This window comes from Planctomycetaceae bacterium, from assembly GCA_021371795.1.
In the GTDB taxonomy this organism is placed as follows: domain Bacteria; phylum Planctomycetota; class Phycisphaerae; order Sedimentisphaerales; family UBA12454; genus UBA12454.
In genome coordinates this window covers 1-17,739 of the sequence record JAJFVK010000011.1, presented here as the reverse complement: position 1 = coordinate 17,739, position 17,739 = coordinate 1, and the positions used below count along the sequence as shown (strand labels likewise).

Below are 17,739 nucleotides of genomic sequence, written 5' to 3'. Positions count from 1 at the left end.
TAATATTCTCTGTGGCTAAAATAATATCTCTGTGGTCTCTGTGAACTCTGTGGCTAAAAAAAAGTATTCTCTGTGGCTTAAGGAATTGCGAGTCCAATTCTGCACGGCAAGTGTTATCCCTATTTTTGTCGGCACCGCTCTTGCGTATTCGCACCATCATCAATTTAATTTGCCGCTTTTCCTGCTGGCCTGTTTTTCCATCGTTCTTTTTCAAATGGGCGCAAACGTTTCGAATGATTATTTCGACAGCAAGTCCAAAAACGACTGGCTGAACAAAAACGCATCCCCATTCTCCGGCGGAAGCCAGCTAATCCAGAAAAACTTATTGTCCCCCAGAGAAGTTTTCACTATATCGATAATCTGTTTCGCATTAGCCGCTGCCGCAGGTTTAATTATCGTTGCAATTACAAAAAGTATTTTCGTGCTTTTGCTTGGCTTAATAGGTTTGCTCGGCGGATTTTTCTATACTGCCCCGCCTGTGAAACTCGGCTACCGCACCGCAGGCGAAATCACAATCGGCTTTCTCTTTGGCATTCTGCCAGTTTATGGAGCATATTATATTCAAACTGGTTTGATTGACTGGATACCTCTTTTGCCTTCCGTTTTTATGGCCATTTTGGTTTTTCTTATAATCTTCGCAAATGAATTCCCTGATTACCAAGCCGATAAAGCAGTGAATAAGAAAACTCTCGTAGTAACAATGGGCATAAAAAAAGCGGCCTCTTTATATCAGACCGCTTTGATGTTGGTTGTCATTTTGGCACTGTTTGTAACAAAAACCAATATTGCCGGTTTTGTATTTTATCTATCAACAGGCATTTTATGTATAATTTGTTTTAAAGTCTGCATCCCTGAAAAACTATCACAGACAGGATATTTTACACTAAGTAAATACACCATTATTCTGCACACTATCGGCGGCCTTGCTCTCACGATTGCAATATTACTTCTTTAATCTTGCGGTAACATTCAGGAAATATTCTTCTTTGCCGATTTTGCCGTTAGTCGGATAACGATTGTTAAATATTTCTTCCTTCAATAAGCCGATGCGATTTTCCGGACTTGGGTGCGTAGAGAAAAATTCTATTGTCCGCGAACCGCTTTGTTTTTGCAGAATTTCCATTGTCTCAATCATACCATTAGGCGTATACCCTGCCTTAACCATATAACCAAGCCCGATAGCATCCGCCTGTTTTTCGTCAGCACGTGAAAACGACATACTCTGTAAATTCGCCACTATCTCGCCCATCGACCCCGCCGCCGAATTCGCCGAACCCAAAACACTCACGCCCATACTCATAAGAGAGCTATTCGTAATTTGGCTTTCTATATGCCTTGCTGTAACGTGTGCCGTTTCATGCCCCAACACACCTGCCAGTTGTGCCTCGCTGTTCAATTCTTTAAGCAGACCTGTCGTAATATAAATATACCCGCCCGGCAGCGCAAAGGCGTTAACGGAATTATGGTCGATTGCTTTGTAAGTAAACCCATATGTGGGATTATGACTTACAGCCGCTATTTTCTGCCCAACGGAATTAATATAATTTTGCAGTTGTTCATCTTTGATGCTTTCGCCCATTTCTTTTTCAATTTGCTTGGAGTAGTTCAACCCCATTGTCTTCGCCTCTTCGGGACTGACAAGCGAAAATTGCTTCTCGCCAGTTACAGGATTAACCTGACATCCCGCCTGAAACATCGTCAATAAACAAACCGCAACAATCAAAAATAATATTTTTCTATTCATATCTCACCATAATCTTGAAAGAGAACCGTCTATATCAAATCTTAAATTTTCAATTTTAAATTTTAAATCGTTAATGTTCTACCGGTTTTCCTAATATGCTTTGCATTTCAGCAACTTGTTTATCAAGCAGTTCTTTCGTTTTAGCTTCGACGTTCAAACGCAGCAACGGCTCGGTATTGCTCGCTCTGCAATTGAACCACCAGTCTTTAAACTGTACGGTAATACCATCGAGGTCGTCGGTGTCGCCCTGACTGAATTTGCGTTTAAGTTCAGTCGTCATCGCTTCTTTATCTTCCACCGAGAAATTCATCTCGCCGCTTGAATGATACCTTCTCAATGGCGCAACTAATTTACTTACAGGAACATCTGATTCGCTCAAAATGTTTATCATATGTGCGAAAGTAATCATTCCTGAATCCGCGAAGAAATTGTCGCGATAATAGAAATGACCGCTAAGCTCGCCGCCGAAAATCGCCCTTGCAGTTCGCAGCGTCTTTTTCATAAACGAGTGCCCCACTCTTTCACGTCTGGGCACGCCGCCATATTTCAGGATTTCTTCACGCACAACCCAACTGCTCCGCAGGTCGTAAACAATCGCCGCCCCCGGCGCCTTCTTCAAAAAGTACGGAACCATAAGCGCGGTTAAAATATCGCAGCTGATAGTCTGGCCTTTTTCATCGACCATTATTAACCTGTCGGCATCACCGTCAAAGCAAATGCCAACATTTGCTTTACGTTTCAGAACTGTGCTCTTAAGTTGGTCGAGATTTTTCTCTACCAGCGGGTTGGGGTCATGTTTGAACACGCCTTTATGCTCGAAGTTTATCTTGATAATATCGAGTCCCAAGTCCTCAAAAATCAACGGCACCATTTTGCCGGCCATACCATTTGAAGCGTCAATTACAACTTTCAACGGTTTCACTTTTGGCTCGACGAATTTCAAAACATGTTCTTTGTAAGCCTTTGTCAGGTCGTTTTTCTCCGCCTTGCATTCTCCTGCGCCCATTGTATGAAGAAGTGCGGTAGCGATATGTTTAATCTCTTTCAAGCCCGTATCTTCCCCGATTGGTTTGGCTTCCAGTCCGGAAATTTTAAAGCCGTTGTATTGAGCAGGGTTATGTGAAGCGGTAACCTGTACTCCGCCGCAGGTGCCAAGATGATTTATAGCGAAGTATATTTGAGGTGTATCAATCATACCGATATCAATTACATTAGCGCCGGCCGCGTTCATACCTTTGATAAGTGCTTCGGCAAGACCTTTGCTGTGCGATCGCATATCGTATCCGACACAAAGACTCTGCTTGTTGGCAAGTCCCCTGTCGTAACCGCGGAGCAAAGACCGCAAAAATGTCGCCGCCGCGTTGCCTATTTTCCATGCCGCATCTTCATCTAATTGTTCAGGATAAAGTCCTCTTATGTCATACGCTTTAAATATTTTGGGATCCATCAAACTATACTCCATAAAAAATAAAATAACCCTGAAAATTGTACTTATCCTTACCATATAGTCAAATGCTATTTTTTATATCGTATTTAATGGCGCAGAAAGTTTGTAGGGTGGGCTTTAGTTTATTACTTTTTCGTTTGAACCCAACGCCATTAGCCGTTATATTACCCTTATGGATAAAGACTTAAAAATTAAAACGCCGGAAGAACTGACAAAGATAGTTGCTGAATATGGCGGTAAAGCTTACGTTGCCAAATATATATTCACCTATTTACATCAGCACAATATCAATGATATCAACCTTATGACCACGCTGTCCAAGGATATGCGGAAAAGACTACTCGACGATGGCTACTATATCACCCAGCTTAAAATCGAAGAAAAGCTCACAGACCCCGATGGCACGGTAAAATATCTGTTTGAAACGCCGGACGGCAATAAAATCGAATCTGTCCTGCTCGATGAAAACGGCAGAAAGACGATTTGTATCTCCTCACAGGTCGGCTGCCGCCTCGGCTGTAAGTTCTGTGCCACAGGAGCATTGGGCTTCCAGCGCAACCTCACCGCAGGCGAAATTATCGACGAAGTCTCCGCCATTTGCGTCGATAGCGGATGCAAGGTAAACAATGTCGTCTATATGGGTATGGGCGAACCGATGGAAAACTATGACAATGTTTTAAGAGCGGTCAGAATTTTCGCTTCGGACATCGGCAAACAAATCGGATTCCGCAGGCAGACAATCTCAACTGTCGGCCTTCCTGAAGAAATAAGAAAACTCGCCGATGAAAACATTTTTCCCCGCCTTGCCGTTTCGCTCCACTCCGCCGATGATGGCGTAAGAAAAGAAATCGTACCTGCCGCAAATAAATATTCACTGAAAGAACTGTTATCAGCGATGAAATATTACAATGAAAAGACAGGCCGAAGAATCACAATTGAATATTGCATGATTGACGGCGTTAATGACAGTTTCGACTTGGCAAGAAAACTTATCCAGTACATCAGACCTTTGAAGGTTGGCGTAAATCTTATTGAGTACAATCCTCACCCCGGCTCGGATTTCCAGCCGTCCAATCGTGAGCAGATAAAAGAGTTTAAGGATATGCTGATGCATGCAGGCTTCGAGGCGATTATCAGGTTCCGCCGCGGCCAGAGCATTAAAGCCGCCTGCGGCCAGCTCGGCGCTGACAGACTCACTAAGAAAGAAACACAATGATTCAACTACCACATGGCGTGATCTTCGATATGGATGGCGTCCTGCTCGACTCCGAACCTTTTATTATCAAAGCAGCCTCGCAGATGTTTGCCGAACAAGGTTTAAAAGTTCAGCCGCAGGATTTTCACCCGTTTACCGGCAGAGGCGAAAACAGATTTATTGGCGGTGTCGCCGAAAAATACAATTTCCCACTCGATTTGCCGACTGCTAAAATACGTACCTATGACATTTATCTTGAAATAATCAAAGGCGTCCTGAACCCTCTCAACGGCGTAAAAGAATTTATCGCCCAATGCAAAAAAACAGGCAAAAAGATTGCTGTCGCTTCCAGTGCAGATTATCGCAAGGTAAAAGGCAACCTTGATGAAATCAAAATACCTGCCGAAACTTTCGACTCTGTTGTTACCGGTAGCGACGTTAAGAACACAAAACCAGACCCGGAAATTTTCCTGCTCGCCGCCGAACGAATCGGCATAAATCCGAAGGATTGCCTTGTCGTCGAAGATGCGATTAGCGGAATCAAAGCCGCAAAAGCCGCAGGTTGCAAATGCCTTGCCATTACCTCAAGTTTTACTCCGGCGCAGTTACCAGGCGCAGATTTTTACGCTCCAGATTTGGCAAACGTACCAAACAATGCTACCAATTGGATTGTTTGATGCCTTTAAAAGATAAGAGTCAGAGCCGCGAGCGTCAGCGACCGGTCAAAAACAGCGTTTGTTATGTTTGATTGTCAATTTTTAGAGATACTCACAAGTACTTAAATACCTTAATAAGGGTTGGTTATGAAGTGCGTGCATATTTTGCTCGTTTTGATAGTCATTACTTTCTCAATTGTTTTGATAAGGTTCGCGATTTCAAAACAAACCAATCCGAAAGTAGAGGATAGCAATATGTATAAAAAGCTCACCCCCGAAGAAGAACGCGTTATCGTCCAAAAAGGCACAGAAAAGCATTTTACCGGCAAATACAACGATTTTTTTGAACAGGGTCTTTACACCTGCAAACGTTGCGGCTTCCCGCTTTTCGAATCAACTTCAAAATTCAAATCTGAATGTGGCTGGCCGAGTTTCGATGAACAAATTCCCGGCGCAGTAATTTCGCAGACCGATGCGGATGGTGCCAGAACAGAAAACCTCTGCGCAAACTGCGGCGCACACCTCGGCCACATCTTCAAAGGAGAAGGATTAACTCAAAAGAACGTCAGATTCTGTGTAAATTCAATTTCAATGGATTTCGTTCCCAACGGCCAAAGAGCCGTCTTTGCCGGCGGATGTTTCTGGGGCGTTGAGTATTATTTCAAGAATGTCCCCGGCGTAATCTCCGTAACATCTGGCTACACTGACGGCAAAACCGAAAGACCAACGTATGAACAAGTTTGCAGCAGTAAGACAGGCCACGCCGAAGCGGTGGAAGTAGTTTTCGACCCGAATAAAACTAATTATGAAACCCTCGCGAAGTTATTTTTTGAGATACATGATTTCACACAATTAAACAAACAAGGCCCTGACATTGGTCGCCAATACAGAAGCGGCATTTATTATTTCAATAACGAGCAGAAGAAAACTGCGGAAAAGTTAGTGCAGATTCTAAAGGAAAAAGGATATGATGTAAAAACAGAGATTAAAACCGCCCAAACATTCTGGCCTGCCGAACAATACCATCAGAATTACTATCAAAAGACCGGCAAAACCCCCTACTGCCACATTTACCGAAAAATATTTTAGTTTTCTCACATTAGGCTGGCGTTATATTTACTTGACAAACTCCATCTGTTTTGCTAAATGTTTAGTTCTTTTAAATGATAAAGTGAAACTCTAATAATGTCATTGAAAGCGATTATCGTGGGCATTGACAAAGCCATCCTTTCGGCATAATCCGCACAGAATTGACTGATTTTCAAAATTTATGAAAAAAACTAAATCAAAAACAAATCATAACGAATCAACGTTATCTTCACTGACTAAAAAACAAAACAAATATTTATTTCTCATCCCTCTGCTCATTGGTTTCGCTGGCTTTGTCTTGATTTTCCATTCATCAAGCCGTAATGGCATTGGAATTTCAGGTGATTCCGTTCAATATCTCATGTGGGCAAGAACTCTTCTTGAAAATCACTCTTTCACAAGACCGGATGGAACATTTCTTATAATATTACCCCCGTTTTATTCGATTTTTATCGCTTGCTTTAAAGTTTTGGGCATAGATGATTTTTTCACAGCCAGACTTATTAGCGCAATATTTTTCGGATTAACTGTTTTTTTTACAGGGTTATGGGTTTTAAAATATTTGCGTTCTCTATTCTTTTCGATAATAAGCTCATTGCTAATTTTTTCAGAAGCTATCGTCTCCGATTGTGTTTGGGCATGGAGTGAACCATTATTTTTATTTTTTGTCGGAGCCTTTTTCTTTCTTTTACCGAAAATCCCAACTAATCCCAAATATAAGTTAACTCTATTGTTAGCCGTTATAACCGCATGTGCCTGCCTGACTCGCTACATTGGAATAGTACTATTCCCTGTCGGTGCATTTGTATTGTTTTTTGGTATTAAGGATTGGAGGAAAAAGTTTATTCTTACTTCCATTTGGGGAATCGTTTCAGCTTTTCCTTTGGGGATATGGAGTCTAAGAAACTATCTGCTCACTGAAACTTTTATGGGAATCCGCCTGCCCCAATATTCTCCTTTTATAAAAAACATTAATATTATTGGTAACCATATAAAATCTTGGCTCATATTTTTTAATGGTATTGATAAAATTCCTGGCTGGATTTTCTTTACACTTTTTTCCATCTTTGTCCTGTCGATCACCGCTATTTATACTTATAAACTCTTAAAAACTAAAACAACAAATTGGCCGGTAATTTCAATTTCGTTATTTATCATAGTATATATGTGTGCAATCATTTATTCTGCCATGAATAGCCTGCTTGGATCTTTTGAAGGCAGATATTTATCTCCCATATACATTCCAATGGTAATGTTATTTGCTTTTTCCTCTATAAAACTTTACGCCTTGACCAGAAAATATATGAGATATGCTGTTGTGCTTGTGCTTGCGCTAAGTACCTGTATCTGGCTATACACAGGTTTCGCTCGAACTTATTTTACGACTCAACATTTATATTATTATGGTTTTGGCTTTGGAAACGCAGCATGGAAAAACTCCCAAACAATTGCCTGGCTGAAATATACTAAATTGGATGGCAACATATATACAAACGACACTAATGCGCTTTATCTTTTCGCTGACATTAGTTCTTGCCTATCGCCCGCAAAACTGGAAAATCTACCCCAAAATAGCGCTAAGATAAGACAGGATGAAATGGATAAATTCAAATCAAGGCTTATATCTGGAAAACAAACCTATTTAATATGGTTTGCCAGGCATTGTCGAACATATCTTTACGAACCACATCAGCTTCAGCAATTCTGCAATATGCGTTTAGTAGCACAGCTTAACGATGGCTATGTTATTGCTTTATACCCAAAAGATTCTCAATAATTACTTACAGGGAATATCGTTATAACCAGTTTGTTCATATTCTCCAATTTGTTTTAGTTGTTCTTTAACTTTCTTGACATCGCAAACTATAACAACATTAAGTTTTTGAGTCTGCATATATTTTTTAATAACGTTATCGACGTTTTCTGCCGTAACATTATTATAGTTAATAACCTCATTCGACAAATCCTCAACCGTAAACCCCTGCATAATCGCGTTAAGAATTTTATTTGCGATTTGCCCCGGCGATTCCAATTGCAGCGGAATCGAGCCTGTAACATAATCTTTGGCTTTTTGCAGTTCTTCTTCGCTTACGCCTTTATCGTTTAGTTTCTCGATTTCAGATTTTGTCATTTCGTATGCGTCATATAGTTTCTCATTACGTGTCGCAGTAAAAATACTTAAAACCCCGTAATTGCTGTGAATATCGCTTCTGCTGCTGATATGATAAGCCATCCCTCCGTTGGCTCGCACTGCGTTCATAAGCCTCGATGAAAAACCGCCGCCGCCCAAAACATAATTCGCGAGAATATAATCATAATAATTTTCATCGTCGCTGACCAGAGCCCACTGATTCATATAAATCACCGCCTGCGTCATTCTCGGCTTATCAACAACCAGTATCCGCCCTGCTTTACCATAGTCAGGCTTAGTCTGCATTTTTTCAGCGACTTTCGACGACTTCCATCCTGCAAATTTCCCATTTAACTTTCGCATCATTTCATCATTTGAAAAATCGCCGATAACCAGCAATATTGAATTGCCCGGCGAATAATGACTTTCGTAAAACTTACGGATATCTTTTGCCGAAATGGATTGAACGCTTTTTTTGGAGTTCGACCGTCCCAGCGGATTACTACATCCAAAAAGCAATGCCCTGCCGTGATTAAACGCAATCGTGGCGTTATCTGTTTGGTTGAAATAGACGCTGTTTAGCATTTCTTTTTTGACACGTTTAACACCTTCAGCGGAAAAAGAAGGGGTTAAAATCACATCAGAGAATAAGTCCAGCCCTTGCTGTGAATATTGATCAAGCACATCCATACCGAAGATAACATAATCTGTCTGCGAAGAAATACTAAATGAGCTGCCGATACCCGCGATTTCATCGGCAATCCGGTCGGCATTTTTCATAAGCGTCCCTTCCTGTAAAACTCGTGAAGTGAAACCCGCGACGCCCTCCTTGCCAATCGGTTCATCCGCCTTGCCCGCCTTAACAAGCATTCGATAAGAAATTGTTTTCTGCTCGTGATGTTCGATTAGAATGACGCGCAGCCCATTCGGCAAATTTTCATCCTGCATAGAAGGATAAACTAATTTTTCAGCGGCACCCGCATAAACACTATAAACACCAGCCAAACACACAATTAAAACAAGTATGATTTTTTTCACGATTTGCTCCTGCCTAAAAGATAGACTTAATAAGTCCCGCTAATTGTGCCAGAAACATCGGCTGTCGAGGCTCAAAATAAATCTTTTTCATATTTTCTTTGGTAAAATATCTGTTTGCGACACGAATCACATCTTCCCGCGTTACGCCTTCAATTTCCTCATCAAGCATATAAAAATGTTTATAATCGCCGCGAATAACCTGCTCGAATCCTATGCTGCTCGCAAGATTTTCCGCATAATATTTCTTAAAAGTGTTTCCAGCACGAATTTGATTTTGCACTTTGGCGAACTCATTAGCATCCGGCCCTTTGGTCTTCATTTCATCAAGCTGCCGCCATATTCCCTTTTCAACTTTTCCGGCAAGTCCCTGAAAATGCGCTGCCGCCAGAATCACAAGTCCCTTTTCAGCGCCTTCGATATATTCGCCGGTATAATATTCCGCGACTTTTTTATTATTCACAAGCGACTTCCACAGCCGCGAGCTTTTGCCGTTATTCAGACAATTCAGCAAAACCTCAAGCGCCGCCCTGTCTTTATCGCGTGCCCCCGCAGTATAAAATGAAAGAATCGTAACAGGCACAGGCAGTTCCGTCTTGGCTTTATTCAAAGCCTTCACCTGATTAGATACAAATACAAATTTAGGCCTGCCGAGAAGTTGGCTTGGCTTTATATCGCCGAACCTTGCTTCAACCATTTTTATAACTTTTTTCGCTTTGACATCGCCGACGATAGTCAGCGTTGCATTGTTTGGCGCGTAATATTTTTTATAAAACCCCTGACAATCTTTGACTGTAAACTTTTTAATATCATCAACTTTTCCGATTGGTCCGTATTGATAAGGATTTGATGGGAACAAAAATTCACGAACATCTTTTTCTATCGAGCCGATAGGATCATTTTCGATTCGCATTCGATATTCTTCCAGCACAACCTGTCGTTCGGTATCGAGTACATTCTGGTCTAATATCAGATTTGCCATCCTATCCGCTTCAAGCCGCAGCGCAAGGTCGAGCTTATCCGCCGGCAGCCTTTCGTGATAAACTGTTTTTTCATCAGACGTATAAGCATTGCACCGACCGCCCGCCTCCTGAATCAATTTAAAATGCTCCTGCGGCCCGAAATTTTTCGACCCGCGAAACATCATATGCTCGAACAGATGTGCAATACCTTTCAATCCGTTTGGCTCATCAACACTGCCGACGTTATACCACACCTGAACAGCAGCCACCGGCATTGAATGTTTTTCAAGGATTAAAACCTGCAATCCGTTATCAAGCGTATGCGATACAATGTTTTCATTTGCATCGGCAGCATGTGCAAAATTTACAAACAAAACCACTGCCGCGAAAATTTTTAGGAAAAAATTCATTCGAAATCCCTTTGAACGGTCATTTTATAATTTGAACTGTTATTTCACAAACGGACTAAGCTCTCGCAGACGATTGACAATCATCGGCATTTTCTCTATTAGGAAATCAACTTCTTCTTCTGTATTATATCTGCTCAAACTGAATCTCGTGGAGCCGTGAGCAGCGGTAAACGGAACGCCCATCGCCCGCATAACATGACTTGGCTCCAGAGCGCCGCTCGTACACGCGCTTCCGCTGCTTGCGCAAATTCCGAACTGGTCAAGCAAAAGCAAAATCGCTTCGCCTTCGATAAATTCAAAACTAATGTTCGTCGTATTCGGCAGACGATTGATTTTATCGCCGTTAAGTTTTGCGTCTTTACATGTCTTAAGAATCGCTTTTTCAAGTTTGTCGCGAAGCTTTTTGACGAACGTGTTTTCAGTTTCCATATTTACCATCGCCAGTTCCGCCGCCCTGCCGAGCGCAACAATGCCCGCGACATTTTCAGTACCTGCTCGCCTGCTTTTTTCCTGATGCCCGCCGACCATAAATGGCGAAATCCTTGTACCTTTGCGAACATACAGAACGCCGACGCCTTTCGGCGCATGCAGTTTATGTCCACTCAAGCTCAACAAATCGATGTTGCTTTTATTGAGGTTCAGCGGAATCTTGCCGACCGCCTGAACAGCATCAGTGTGAAAAACGCTGCCTTTGGATTTAACAATCTCCGCGATTTTATCTATCGGGAAAATCACGCCTGTTTCATTGTTTGCATACATTATCGTTACGATAGCCGTATCGTCATCGACTTCTGCCGCAAGTTCATCGAGATTGATTTGCCCTTCTTTGTCAACACCAAGTTCGACAAGTTTATATCCCATCCCCTGCAATTCTCTGCAAACCGCCAGAACAGCCGGATGCTCGACGCGGGTGGTAATAATTTTTTTCTTTTCAGAATAAGACGCCAGAACGCCTTTTATCGCTGCATTATCGCTTTCGGTTCCGCAGCTTGTGAAGATAATTTCAGAACTGTCGCAGCCGAGAAGATTAGCGATAGCATCCCTGCTGTGCCTGATATATTTTTCAACCTGTCCGCCGAATGTGTGCATACTCGATGGGTTGCCGTAAAATTCGGTTAAAAAAGGCTTCATCGCCTCGAACACTTCCGGCGCAACCTGCGTCGTCGCATTATTATCGAAATATATTACTTTTGACATCTATTCACTCCATTAATCGCGATGTTCCACGACAATTAAATCATTACTTACAAACTCATGCAGCCTGCCCTCGACAACATCTTTCATCGTGAACTCCGCCGTCGGACACTGCGAACACATCCCGCGAAAAGCTACGATTACCTTGTTGCCGTCAACGTCTATTAAATCGATATCGCCGCCGTGAGCTTTCAGCAAAGGCCGAATCTGTTCGTTTATAGTCTTTTGAATTAACTGTATCTTTTGAATATTTGTCAACTTCTTGGTTTCACGCACAGTTGTAATGCCGGCTTCTTTTTTGCCGCGGACTTTATCGATTATCATCTGGATTTCGCCTCGGCACGAGCCGCATCCGCCGCCCGCTTTGCAGTAATTCGTAACCTGTTCGACAGTATCAAGGTTATTTTCAAGCACGACTTTTTCGATTTCCTTATCGGTAACGCCGAAGCAGGTGCATACTATTTTGCCGTCGATTTTTTTCTGCGTTTTGCCTTTACCGCTGTGATAACTTGCTATCGCCGCCTGCAACGCTTCCATACCCATAACCGAGCAGTGCATTTTTTGTTCAGGCAGCCCGCCGAGTTTATCGACAATGTCTTTGTTGGTTACTTTCGATGCTTCTTCCAGCGTAAGACCTTTTATCATTTCGGTCATTACAGAGGACGATGCGATTGCGCTTGCGCAGCCGAACGTTTTAAACTTCACATCGGCGATTCTTCCGTCTTTGTCAAGTTTGAAAGTCAGTTTCAGCATATCGCCGCACGCCAGCGAACCTTCCTCGCCGACACCGTCCGGATTTTCTATTTCGCCGACATTTTTCGGATTCAAAAAATATTCCATAACTTTTGGATTATAATCCCACATAGTTCTATTCCTTTGCCTTATTTAAAGCATATTCAAAATCGTTAATAATGTCATCAATGTGTTCTGTTCCGACAGAGACACGAATAAAGTCCGGGCTTACACCGGCCGCGATTTGCTCTTCATCGCTCAACTGCTGATGAGTCGTACTCGCCGGATGAATGACCAGCGTTTTGCTGTCGAGAATATTTGCAAGATGACTTGCAAGCTTAACGTTATTAATAAATTTCTCGCCTGCTTTCCTGCCGCCTTTAATACCAAAGCCCAGCATAGCACCCTGCCCATTAGGAAAATATTTTTTCGCAAGAGCATAATCCGGATGCGACTCAAGTCCCGGATAATTAACCCAACTCACGGCTTTATTCTTTTCAAGCCATTTTGCCAAAGCCATCGCGTTTTCGCAATGCCGCGGCGCCCGCAAGTGCAAAGTTTCAACTCCCTGCAAGAGCAGAAACGAATTAAACGGCGACAAGCACGCGCCCATATCGCGAAGCAACTGCAATCTCGCCTTTAATATATACGCCATACCGCCGAATTGTTCAAAATATTTCACACCGTGATAACTTGCGTCAGGCTCTGTCAGTTCCGGAAATTTACCATTCGCCCAGTTAAATTTTCCTGAATCGATTATAACCCCGCCGATACTCGTGCCGTGCCCGCCGATTATTTTCGTACAGCTATGCACAACAATATCAACGCCATACTCAATCGGCCTGAAAAGCATTGGCGACATTGTGGTATTATCGCAAATCACTGGCAGATTATGCTTGTGCGCAACAGCAACAATTTTCTCGAAATCCGGAATATTGTTTTTCGGATTCGCGCAGCTTTCAATATAAATCAGCCGTGTATTACTTTTAATCGCCTTTTCAAATTCCTCCGGCTTCGACGGGTTTACAAAACTTACCTCTATTCCCATCTTAGCCAAAGTATGACCGAAAAGCGTAACCGTTCCGCCGTAAAGCGTACTGGCCGAAACAAAATGCTGACCTGCCTGACAAATATTTAAAACCGCCGCGGTAATCGCAGCCATTCCGGAACTAAACGCCAGCCCCGCAACTCCGCCCTCAAGAGCGGCAAGCCTTTTTTCCAAAACGTCAGTCGTTGGATTCATTAATCGCGTATAAATATTGCCAAATTCTTTCAGTCCAAACAAATCAGCCGCATGATTGGTATCTTTGAACAAATAACTGCTCGTCTGATAAATCGGCACCGCCCTGCTTAATGTCGTCTGGTCAACTTCCTGACCTGCGTGCAAAGCCAATGTTTCTAAATGATATTTTCTTTCATCCATTTCTCGAACTATCCTTTCGGCACAACCGCCACCATTCTCTCAAGTGCCCCTCTCGCTTTATCCGCGATTTCGTCAGGCACTTTTATTACATACTTATTATCTTCCAGAGCGAATAAAATCTTTTCCAGCGTAATCTTTTTCATATTCGGACAAACAAATCGCTCGCTGGCCGGATAAAAAACTTTCTCCGGATTTTGCTTTTTCAGTGTATGAATAATTCCAACTTCAGTGGTGATGATAAACTCACGTCTGTCGCTGTTTTTAACATAGTTGAGCATTTGACCGGTACTCAAAAGCAAATCGGCACAATTTCTTATTTCCACCGGACACTCCGGATGCGCCAGAACCATCGCGTCAGGATACGTAGATTTTGTTTTCTGCAAATCTTCCGCCGATGCATGATGATGTGTCGGGCAATACCCCAGCCAAAGAACAATATCTCTGCCGGTACGCTCTTTAACAACCTGACCGAGATTTTTATCCGGCACAAAGATAATCTTTTTGTCAGCGTCAATCGCGTTTACAACATCAACCGCGTTTGAACTCGTGCAGCAATAATCGCTGATAGCTTTAACTTCCGCCGAACTGTTCACATAACAAACAACAACAGCATCCGGATATTTCGCCTTCAACTCGGTAAGTTGTTTTGCGTCAATCATATCAGCCATCGGGCAGCCGGCGTTTTTATCCGGCAGTAAAACAGTTTTGTTCGGGGACAAAATGCTCGCTGTTTCAGCCATAAACAAAACGCCGCAGAATACAATCACATCCGCGTTGTTGTTCGCCGCTTTTCGACTCAATTCAAGCGAATCGCCGCAAACATCGGCAATATCCTGAACTTCGCCGATTTGATAGTTATGAGCGAGAATTATCGCGTTCTTCTTTTTCTTGAGCGTATTTATTTTTTCAATTATTTTGTCTGCCATACGTTCCTATTTTTCAGGCCTGTGTCAGTCAGTGTTTTCGTCTGTGTAAGTCAGTGTTTATTTTTCTTCTGAATATAAACCGGTTCCGGTCTTGCCATTGTAACCATAACACCTGCCGGCACAGAATCTTTAATCCATACGTTACCGCCTATCGTCGCGCCTTTGCCGATTACAATATCGCCAAGAATTGTCGCCGCAGCGTAAATCGTTACATCGTCTTCAATCGTCGGATGACGTTTCACACCTCGAAGGCTCTGCCCTTTTGCCGGAGCAAGCGCACCGAGCGTAACGCCCTGATAAATTTTTACATTATTTCCAATCACAGCAGTTTCGCCAATTACGATTCCCGTGCCGTGGTCGATGAAAAATCTTTCGCCAATCGTCGCGCCGGGATTTATATCGATTCCGGTTTCGTGATGAGCGTGTTCGGTCATTATACGTGGAATAAGAGGCACGTTCTTCAAATACAACTCGTGCGCAATTCTATGAATCGTAATAGCTTTCAAGCCCGGATAACTCAACACAATTTCTTCGTAACTGGCTGCCGCAGGGTCGCCCTCAAAAGCAGCCTGAATATCGGTTTTAAGCAGTTTGCGTATGTTAGGCAATTGCCCCAAAAGATGCTGCGTTACTTCTTTGGCCATTTCCTTGCAGCTTGTACAGTCGCTTTTCTTCAATCTGCACTGATGAAGAAGCGCACGCTGAATCTGTTCTTCGAGAACGCTTTGAACCTTGTAAAGAATATCGCCGACAACAAAATCCACGTTCGAACTCGTAACATCCCTAGCGCCTGTGTAGCCGGGAAAAATTACTTCCATCAGCAAGCCAAGCACTTCAAGAATCCTGTCACGCAGCGGTAAATTCGTCGTATCGATGAAATTTATGCCGGACTCGTCTTTGTAAGTATCTACGATTGCCTTTACAAATTTCTGAATATCATTTTCCATTAATTTATCCTATTGAAACAATTCCGTAGAAATATATCTTTCGCCAGTATCGCAAATTATCGTAACAATAACTTTTCCTTTATTTTCAGGTCTGGCCGCAATCTGCAAAGCCGCGAAAACATTTGCGCCGGAACTTATACCGCAGAGCATCCCCTCTTTAAGAGCAAGCTGTTTGGCGGTTCCCAGAGCATCCTCGTTTTTGACGCAGATTACTTCATCCAAAATCGACCTATCCAGTACCTTTGGTACAAAACCGGCACCAATGCCCTGAATCTTGTGCAGGCCGGCCTTTCCGCCGGAAAGCACCGGTGAACTGTCCGGCTCAACCGCTACAATCTTCACCGCAGGTTTGTACTTCTTCAGCACCTGACCAACGCCGGTAATTGTACCACCTGTACCGACTCCGGCAACAAATATATCGACCGTTCCGTCAGTATCCCGCCAAATTTCTTCCGCCGTCGTTTTGCGATGGATTTCAGGATTCGCAGGATTCTCAAACTGCTGAAGTATAATCGTGTTATCCGTATTATCTACAAGCCTTTGAGCCTCGGCAACCGCGCCTTTCATACCTTCAGCCGCAGGAGTCAAAACAACTTCCGCTCCGAAGATTTTGAACAGTTTTCGCCGTTCAATACTCATCGATTCCGGCATCACCAATTTCAGCTTATATCCCTTTACCGCACAAACAAACGCCAAACCGATTCCAGTGTTTCCACTGGTCGGCTCAACTATAGTAGTTTGCTTGTTGATTTTGCCCTGCTTTTCAGCGGCTTCAACCATCGCAAGACCAATCCGGTCCTTTATCGAACTGCACGGATTGAAATATTCAATTTTCGCTAAAACCTGTGCTTCGGTCGTGTTTAAAGCGTTTATACGCACAAGAGGCGTATTGCCGATGGTATCGATTAAGCTGTTATATATCTTCGCCATTTGGCACTCCCTTAAATTTGATAACTCATTTTTCCGCCGCTTATTTCGCTCATCTTCACCAGGTCGCCAAGCGTTTTGCTTTCAAGCACAGTAATTATCGCCTGATTAATTTCCATCCACAACTTCCTTGTTATACAGTCTGACTGATTATCACAAATATGCTCCTGGTCAACACACTCGACTGTAAGTGTTGAGCCTTCAAGAGTTTTGAAAACATCCAGCAGCTTGATTTCATCCGGCGGCTTCGCCAGAACATACCCGCCGTGCGGCCCGCGAATACTCCGCACCAGACCTGCTGTTTTCAGCATAGCTACCAACTGCTCCAAATATTTATTCGAAATATTTTGACGCTCGGCAATTACCTTTATCTGCAAAGGCCCGGCATTATGAGCCAATGCCAATTCCAGCAGTGCCCGCATCCCGTATCGTGTTCTTGTCGAAAGTTTCATATTACACCTGTATTCCTATGGTTTTAGTAGTATTTATATATATTTTACGTGTCGCTGTCAAGTAAGTGCGTAAAAATATTTAAAATTTGCGCAACTATTGCCGTGCGCAAACTTTGCAAACCTGTGTGTTTTTGCACTTAACTTGCGCGCTATTTTACTCAAAAAACCTCGAATTGCGCGTATTTACACGCAAAAACACCCAACTTGCGCGAATTTCAACGTGAAAATGCCTCCAAAGCCCCATGCACTGAAATGCACCAAAACAACAGTAAATGACAGTAAAATCGTAAAAAATCATAAAAATTGAAAATCGGTGTCTCAAAAACCTGTGAGGTGCTAAACGAATGACGGACACTCGGTGATTGAATTTATGCTACCTGTTTCCGTTCTTTTTCGCTTATTTCCTCATATTCCGCTGGGCTGACATACCCAAGCGAAGCATGACGACGCCGACGATTATAAAATATCT

The 17,739-nt window shown here is 42.8% G+C and carries 16 protein-coding genes; 5 read left to right on the top strand and 11 right to left on the bottom strand.

What is annotated here, in order from left to right; genetic code table 11:
* Positions 1–49: 49 nt before the first annotated feature.
* Positions 50–955, top strand: a complete 906-nt coding sequence (gene menA, locus LLF92_05280) for a 1,4-dihydroxy-2-naphthoate octaprenyltransferase (GenBank protein MCE5340525.1) — start codon at positions 50–52, stop codon at positions 953–955.
* Here menA and LLF92_05275 read toward each other — a convergent pair.
* Positions 944–1,744: a M48 family metallopeptidase gene (locus LLF92_05275; protein MCE5340524.1), complete on the bottom strand. Its 801-nt coding sequence runs from the start codon at positions 1,742–1,744 to the stop codon at positions 944–946. The genes menA and LLF92_05275 overlap by 12 nt on opposite strands.
* Before the next feature lie 70 nt (positions 1,745–1,814).
* A complete protein-coding gene (locus tag LLF92_05270; protein MCE5340523.1) occupies positions 1,815–3,191 on the bottom strand; it encodes a phosphomannomutase/phosphoglucomutase in 1,377 nt (458 codons plus the stop codon).
* A 172-nt stretch (positions 3,192–3,363) separates the two neighbouring features.
* Here LLF92_05270 and rlmN point away from each other — a divergent pair, with 172 nt between their 5' ends.
* The 4 genes from rlmN (at position 3,364) to LLF92_05250 (ending at position 7,908) form a co-directional block, all read left to right on the top strand.
* Positions 3,364–4,407 carry a 23S rRNA (adenine(2503)-C(2))-methyltransferase RlmN gene (gene rlmN / locus LLF92_05265; protein ID MCE5340522.1) on the top strand — a complete coding sequence of 348 codons (1,044 nt, stop codon included), beginning with the start codon at positions 3,364–3,366 and terminating at the stop codon, positions 4,405–4,407.
* A complete protein-coding gene (locus LLF92_05260) occupies positions 4,404–5,063 on the top strand; it encodes an HAD-IA family hydrolase (protein ID MCE5340521.1) in 660 nt (219 codons plus the stop codon). Before rlmN ends, LLF92_05260 begins: the two co-directional genes overlap by 4 nt.
* Before the next feature lie 126 nt (positions 5,064–5,189).
* On the top strand, positions 5,190–6,131 hold the full coding sequence (locus LLF92_05255) for a bifunctional methionine sulfoxide reductase B/A protein (GenBank protein ID MCE5340520.1): 942 nt from the start codon (positions 5,190–5,192) through the stop codon (positions 6,129–6,131).
* A 181-nt stretch (positions 6,132–6,312) separates the two neighbouring features.
* The gene (locus LLF92_05250) at positions 6,313–7,908 is read left to right on the top strand and encodes a hypothetical protein (GenBank protein MCE5340519.1); all 1,596 of its coding nucleotides are present in this window, start codon (positions 6,313–6,315) and stop codon (positions 7,906–7,908) included.
* Here LLF92_05250 and LLF92_05245 read toward each other — a convergent pair whose 3' ends face one another.
* The 9 genes from LLF92_05245 to LLF92_05205 are packed head-to-tail and all read right to left on the bottom strand — an operon-like array spanning position 7,909 to position 17,270.
* On the bottom strand, positions 7,909–9,300 hold the full coding sequence (locus LLF92_05245; GenBank protein MCE5340518.1) for an insulinase family protein: 1,392 nt from the start codon (positions 9,298–9,300) through the stop codon (positions 7,909–7,911).
* 13 nt (positions 9,301–9,313) lie between these two features.
* Positions 9,314–10,669, bottom strand: coding sequence for an insulinase family protein (locus tag LLF92_05240; protein ID MCE5340517.1), 1,356 nt, complete (start codon positions 10,667–10,669; stop codon positions 9,314–9,316).
* A gap of 39 nt (positions 10,670–10,708) precedes the next feature.
* Positions 10,709–11,866, bottom strand: coding sequence for a cysteine desulfurase NifS (gene nifS, locus LLF92_05235; protein ID MCE5340516.1), 1,158 nt, complete (start codon positions 11,864–11,866; stop codon positions 10,709–10,711).
* Positions 11,867–11,878: 12 nt separating this feature from the next.
* Complete coding sequence (gene nifU, locus LLF92_05230) at positions 11,879–12,727, bottom strand: Fe-S cluster assembly protein NifU (GenBank protein MCE5340515.1); 849 nt, start codon at positions 12,725–12,727, stop codon at positions 11,879–11,881.
* Between the two features lie 4 nt (positions 12,728–12,731).
* The gene (locus LLF92_05225) at positions 12,732–14,018 is read right to left on the bottom strand and encodes an O-acetylhomoserine aminocarboxypropyltransferase/cysteine synthase (GenBank protein ID MCE5340514.1); all 1,287 of its coding nucleotides are present in this window, start codon (positions 14,016–14,018) and stop codon (positions 12,732–12,734) included.
* Between the two features lie 8 nt (positions 14,019–14,026).
* Positions 14,027–14,944 (bottom strand): quinolinate synthase NadA, encoded by a 918-nt coding sequence (gene nadA / locus LLF92_05220; GenBank protein ID MCE5340513.1) that lies wholly within the window; start codon positions 14,942–14,944, stop codon positions 14,027–14,029.
* 50 nt (positions 14,945–14,994) lie between these two features.
* Positions 14,995–15,891 (bottom strand): serine O-acetyltransferase, encoded by an 897-nt coding sequence (locus tag LLF92_05215; GenBank protein ID MCE5340512.1) that lies wholly within the window; start codon positions 15,889–15,891, stop codon positions 14,995–14,997.
* Between the two features lie 9 nt (positions 15,892–15,900).
* Positions 15,901–16,821 (bottom strand): cysteine synthase A, encoded by a 921-nt coding sequence (gene cysK, locus LLF92_05210; protein MCE5340511.1) that lies wholly within the window; start codon positions 16,819–16,821, stop codon positions 15,901–15,903.
* An 11-nt stretch (positions 16,822–16,832) separates the two neighbouring features.
* Positions 16,833–17,270 (bottom strand): Rrf2 family transcriptional regulator, encoded by a 438-nt coding sequence (locus LLF92_05205; GenBank protein ID MCE5340510.1) that lies wholly within the window; start codon positions 17,268–17,270, stop codon positions 16,833–16,835.
* Positions 17,271–17,739: the final 469 nt, after the last annotated feature.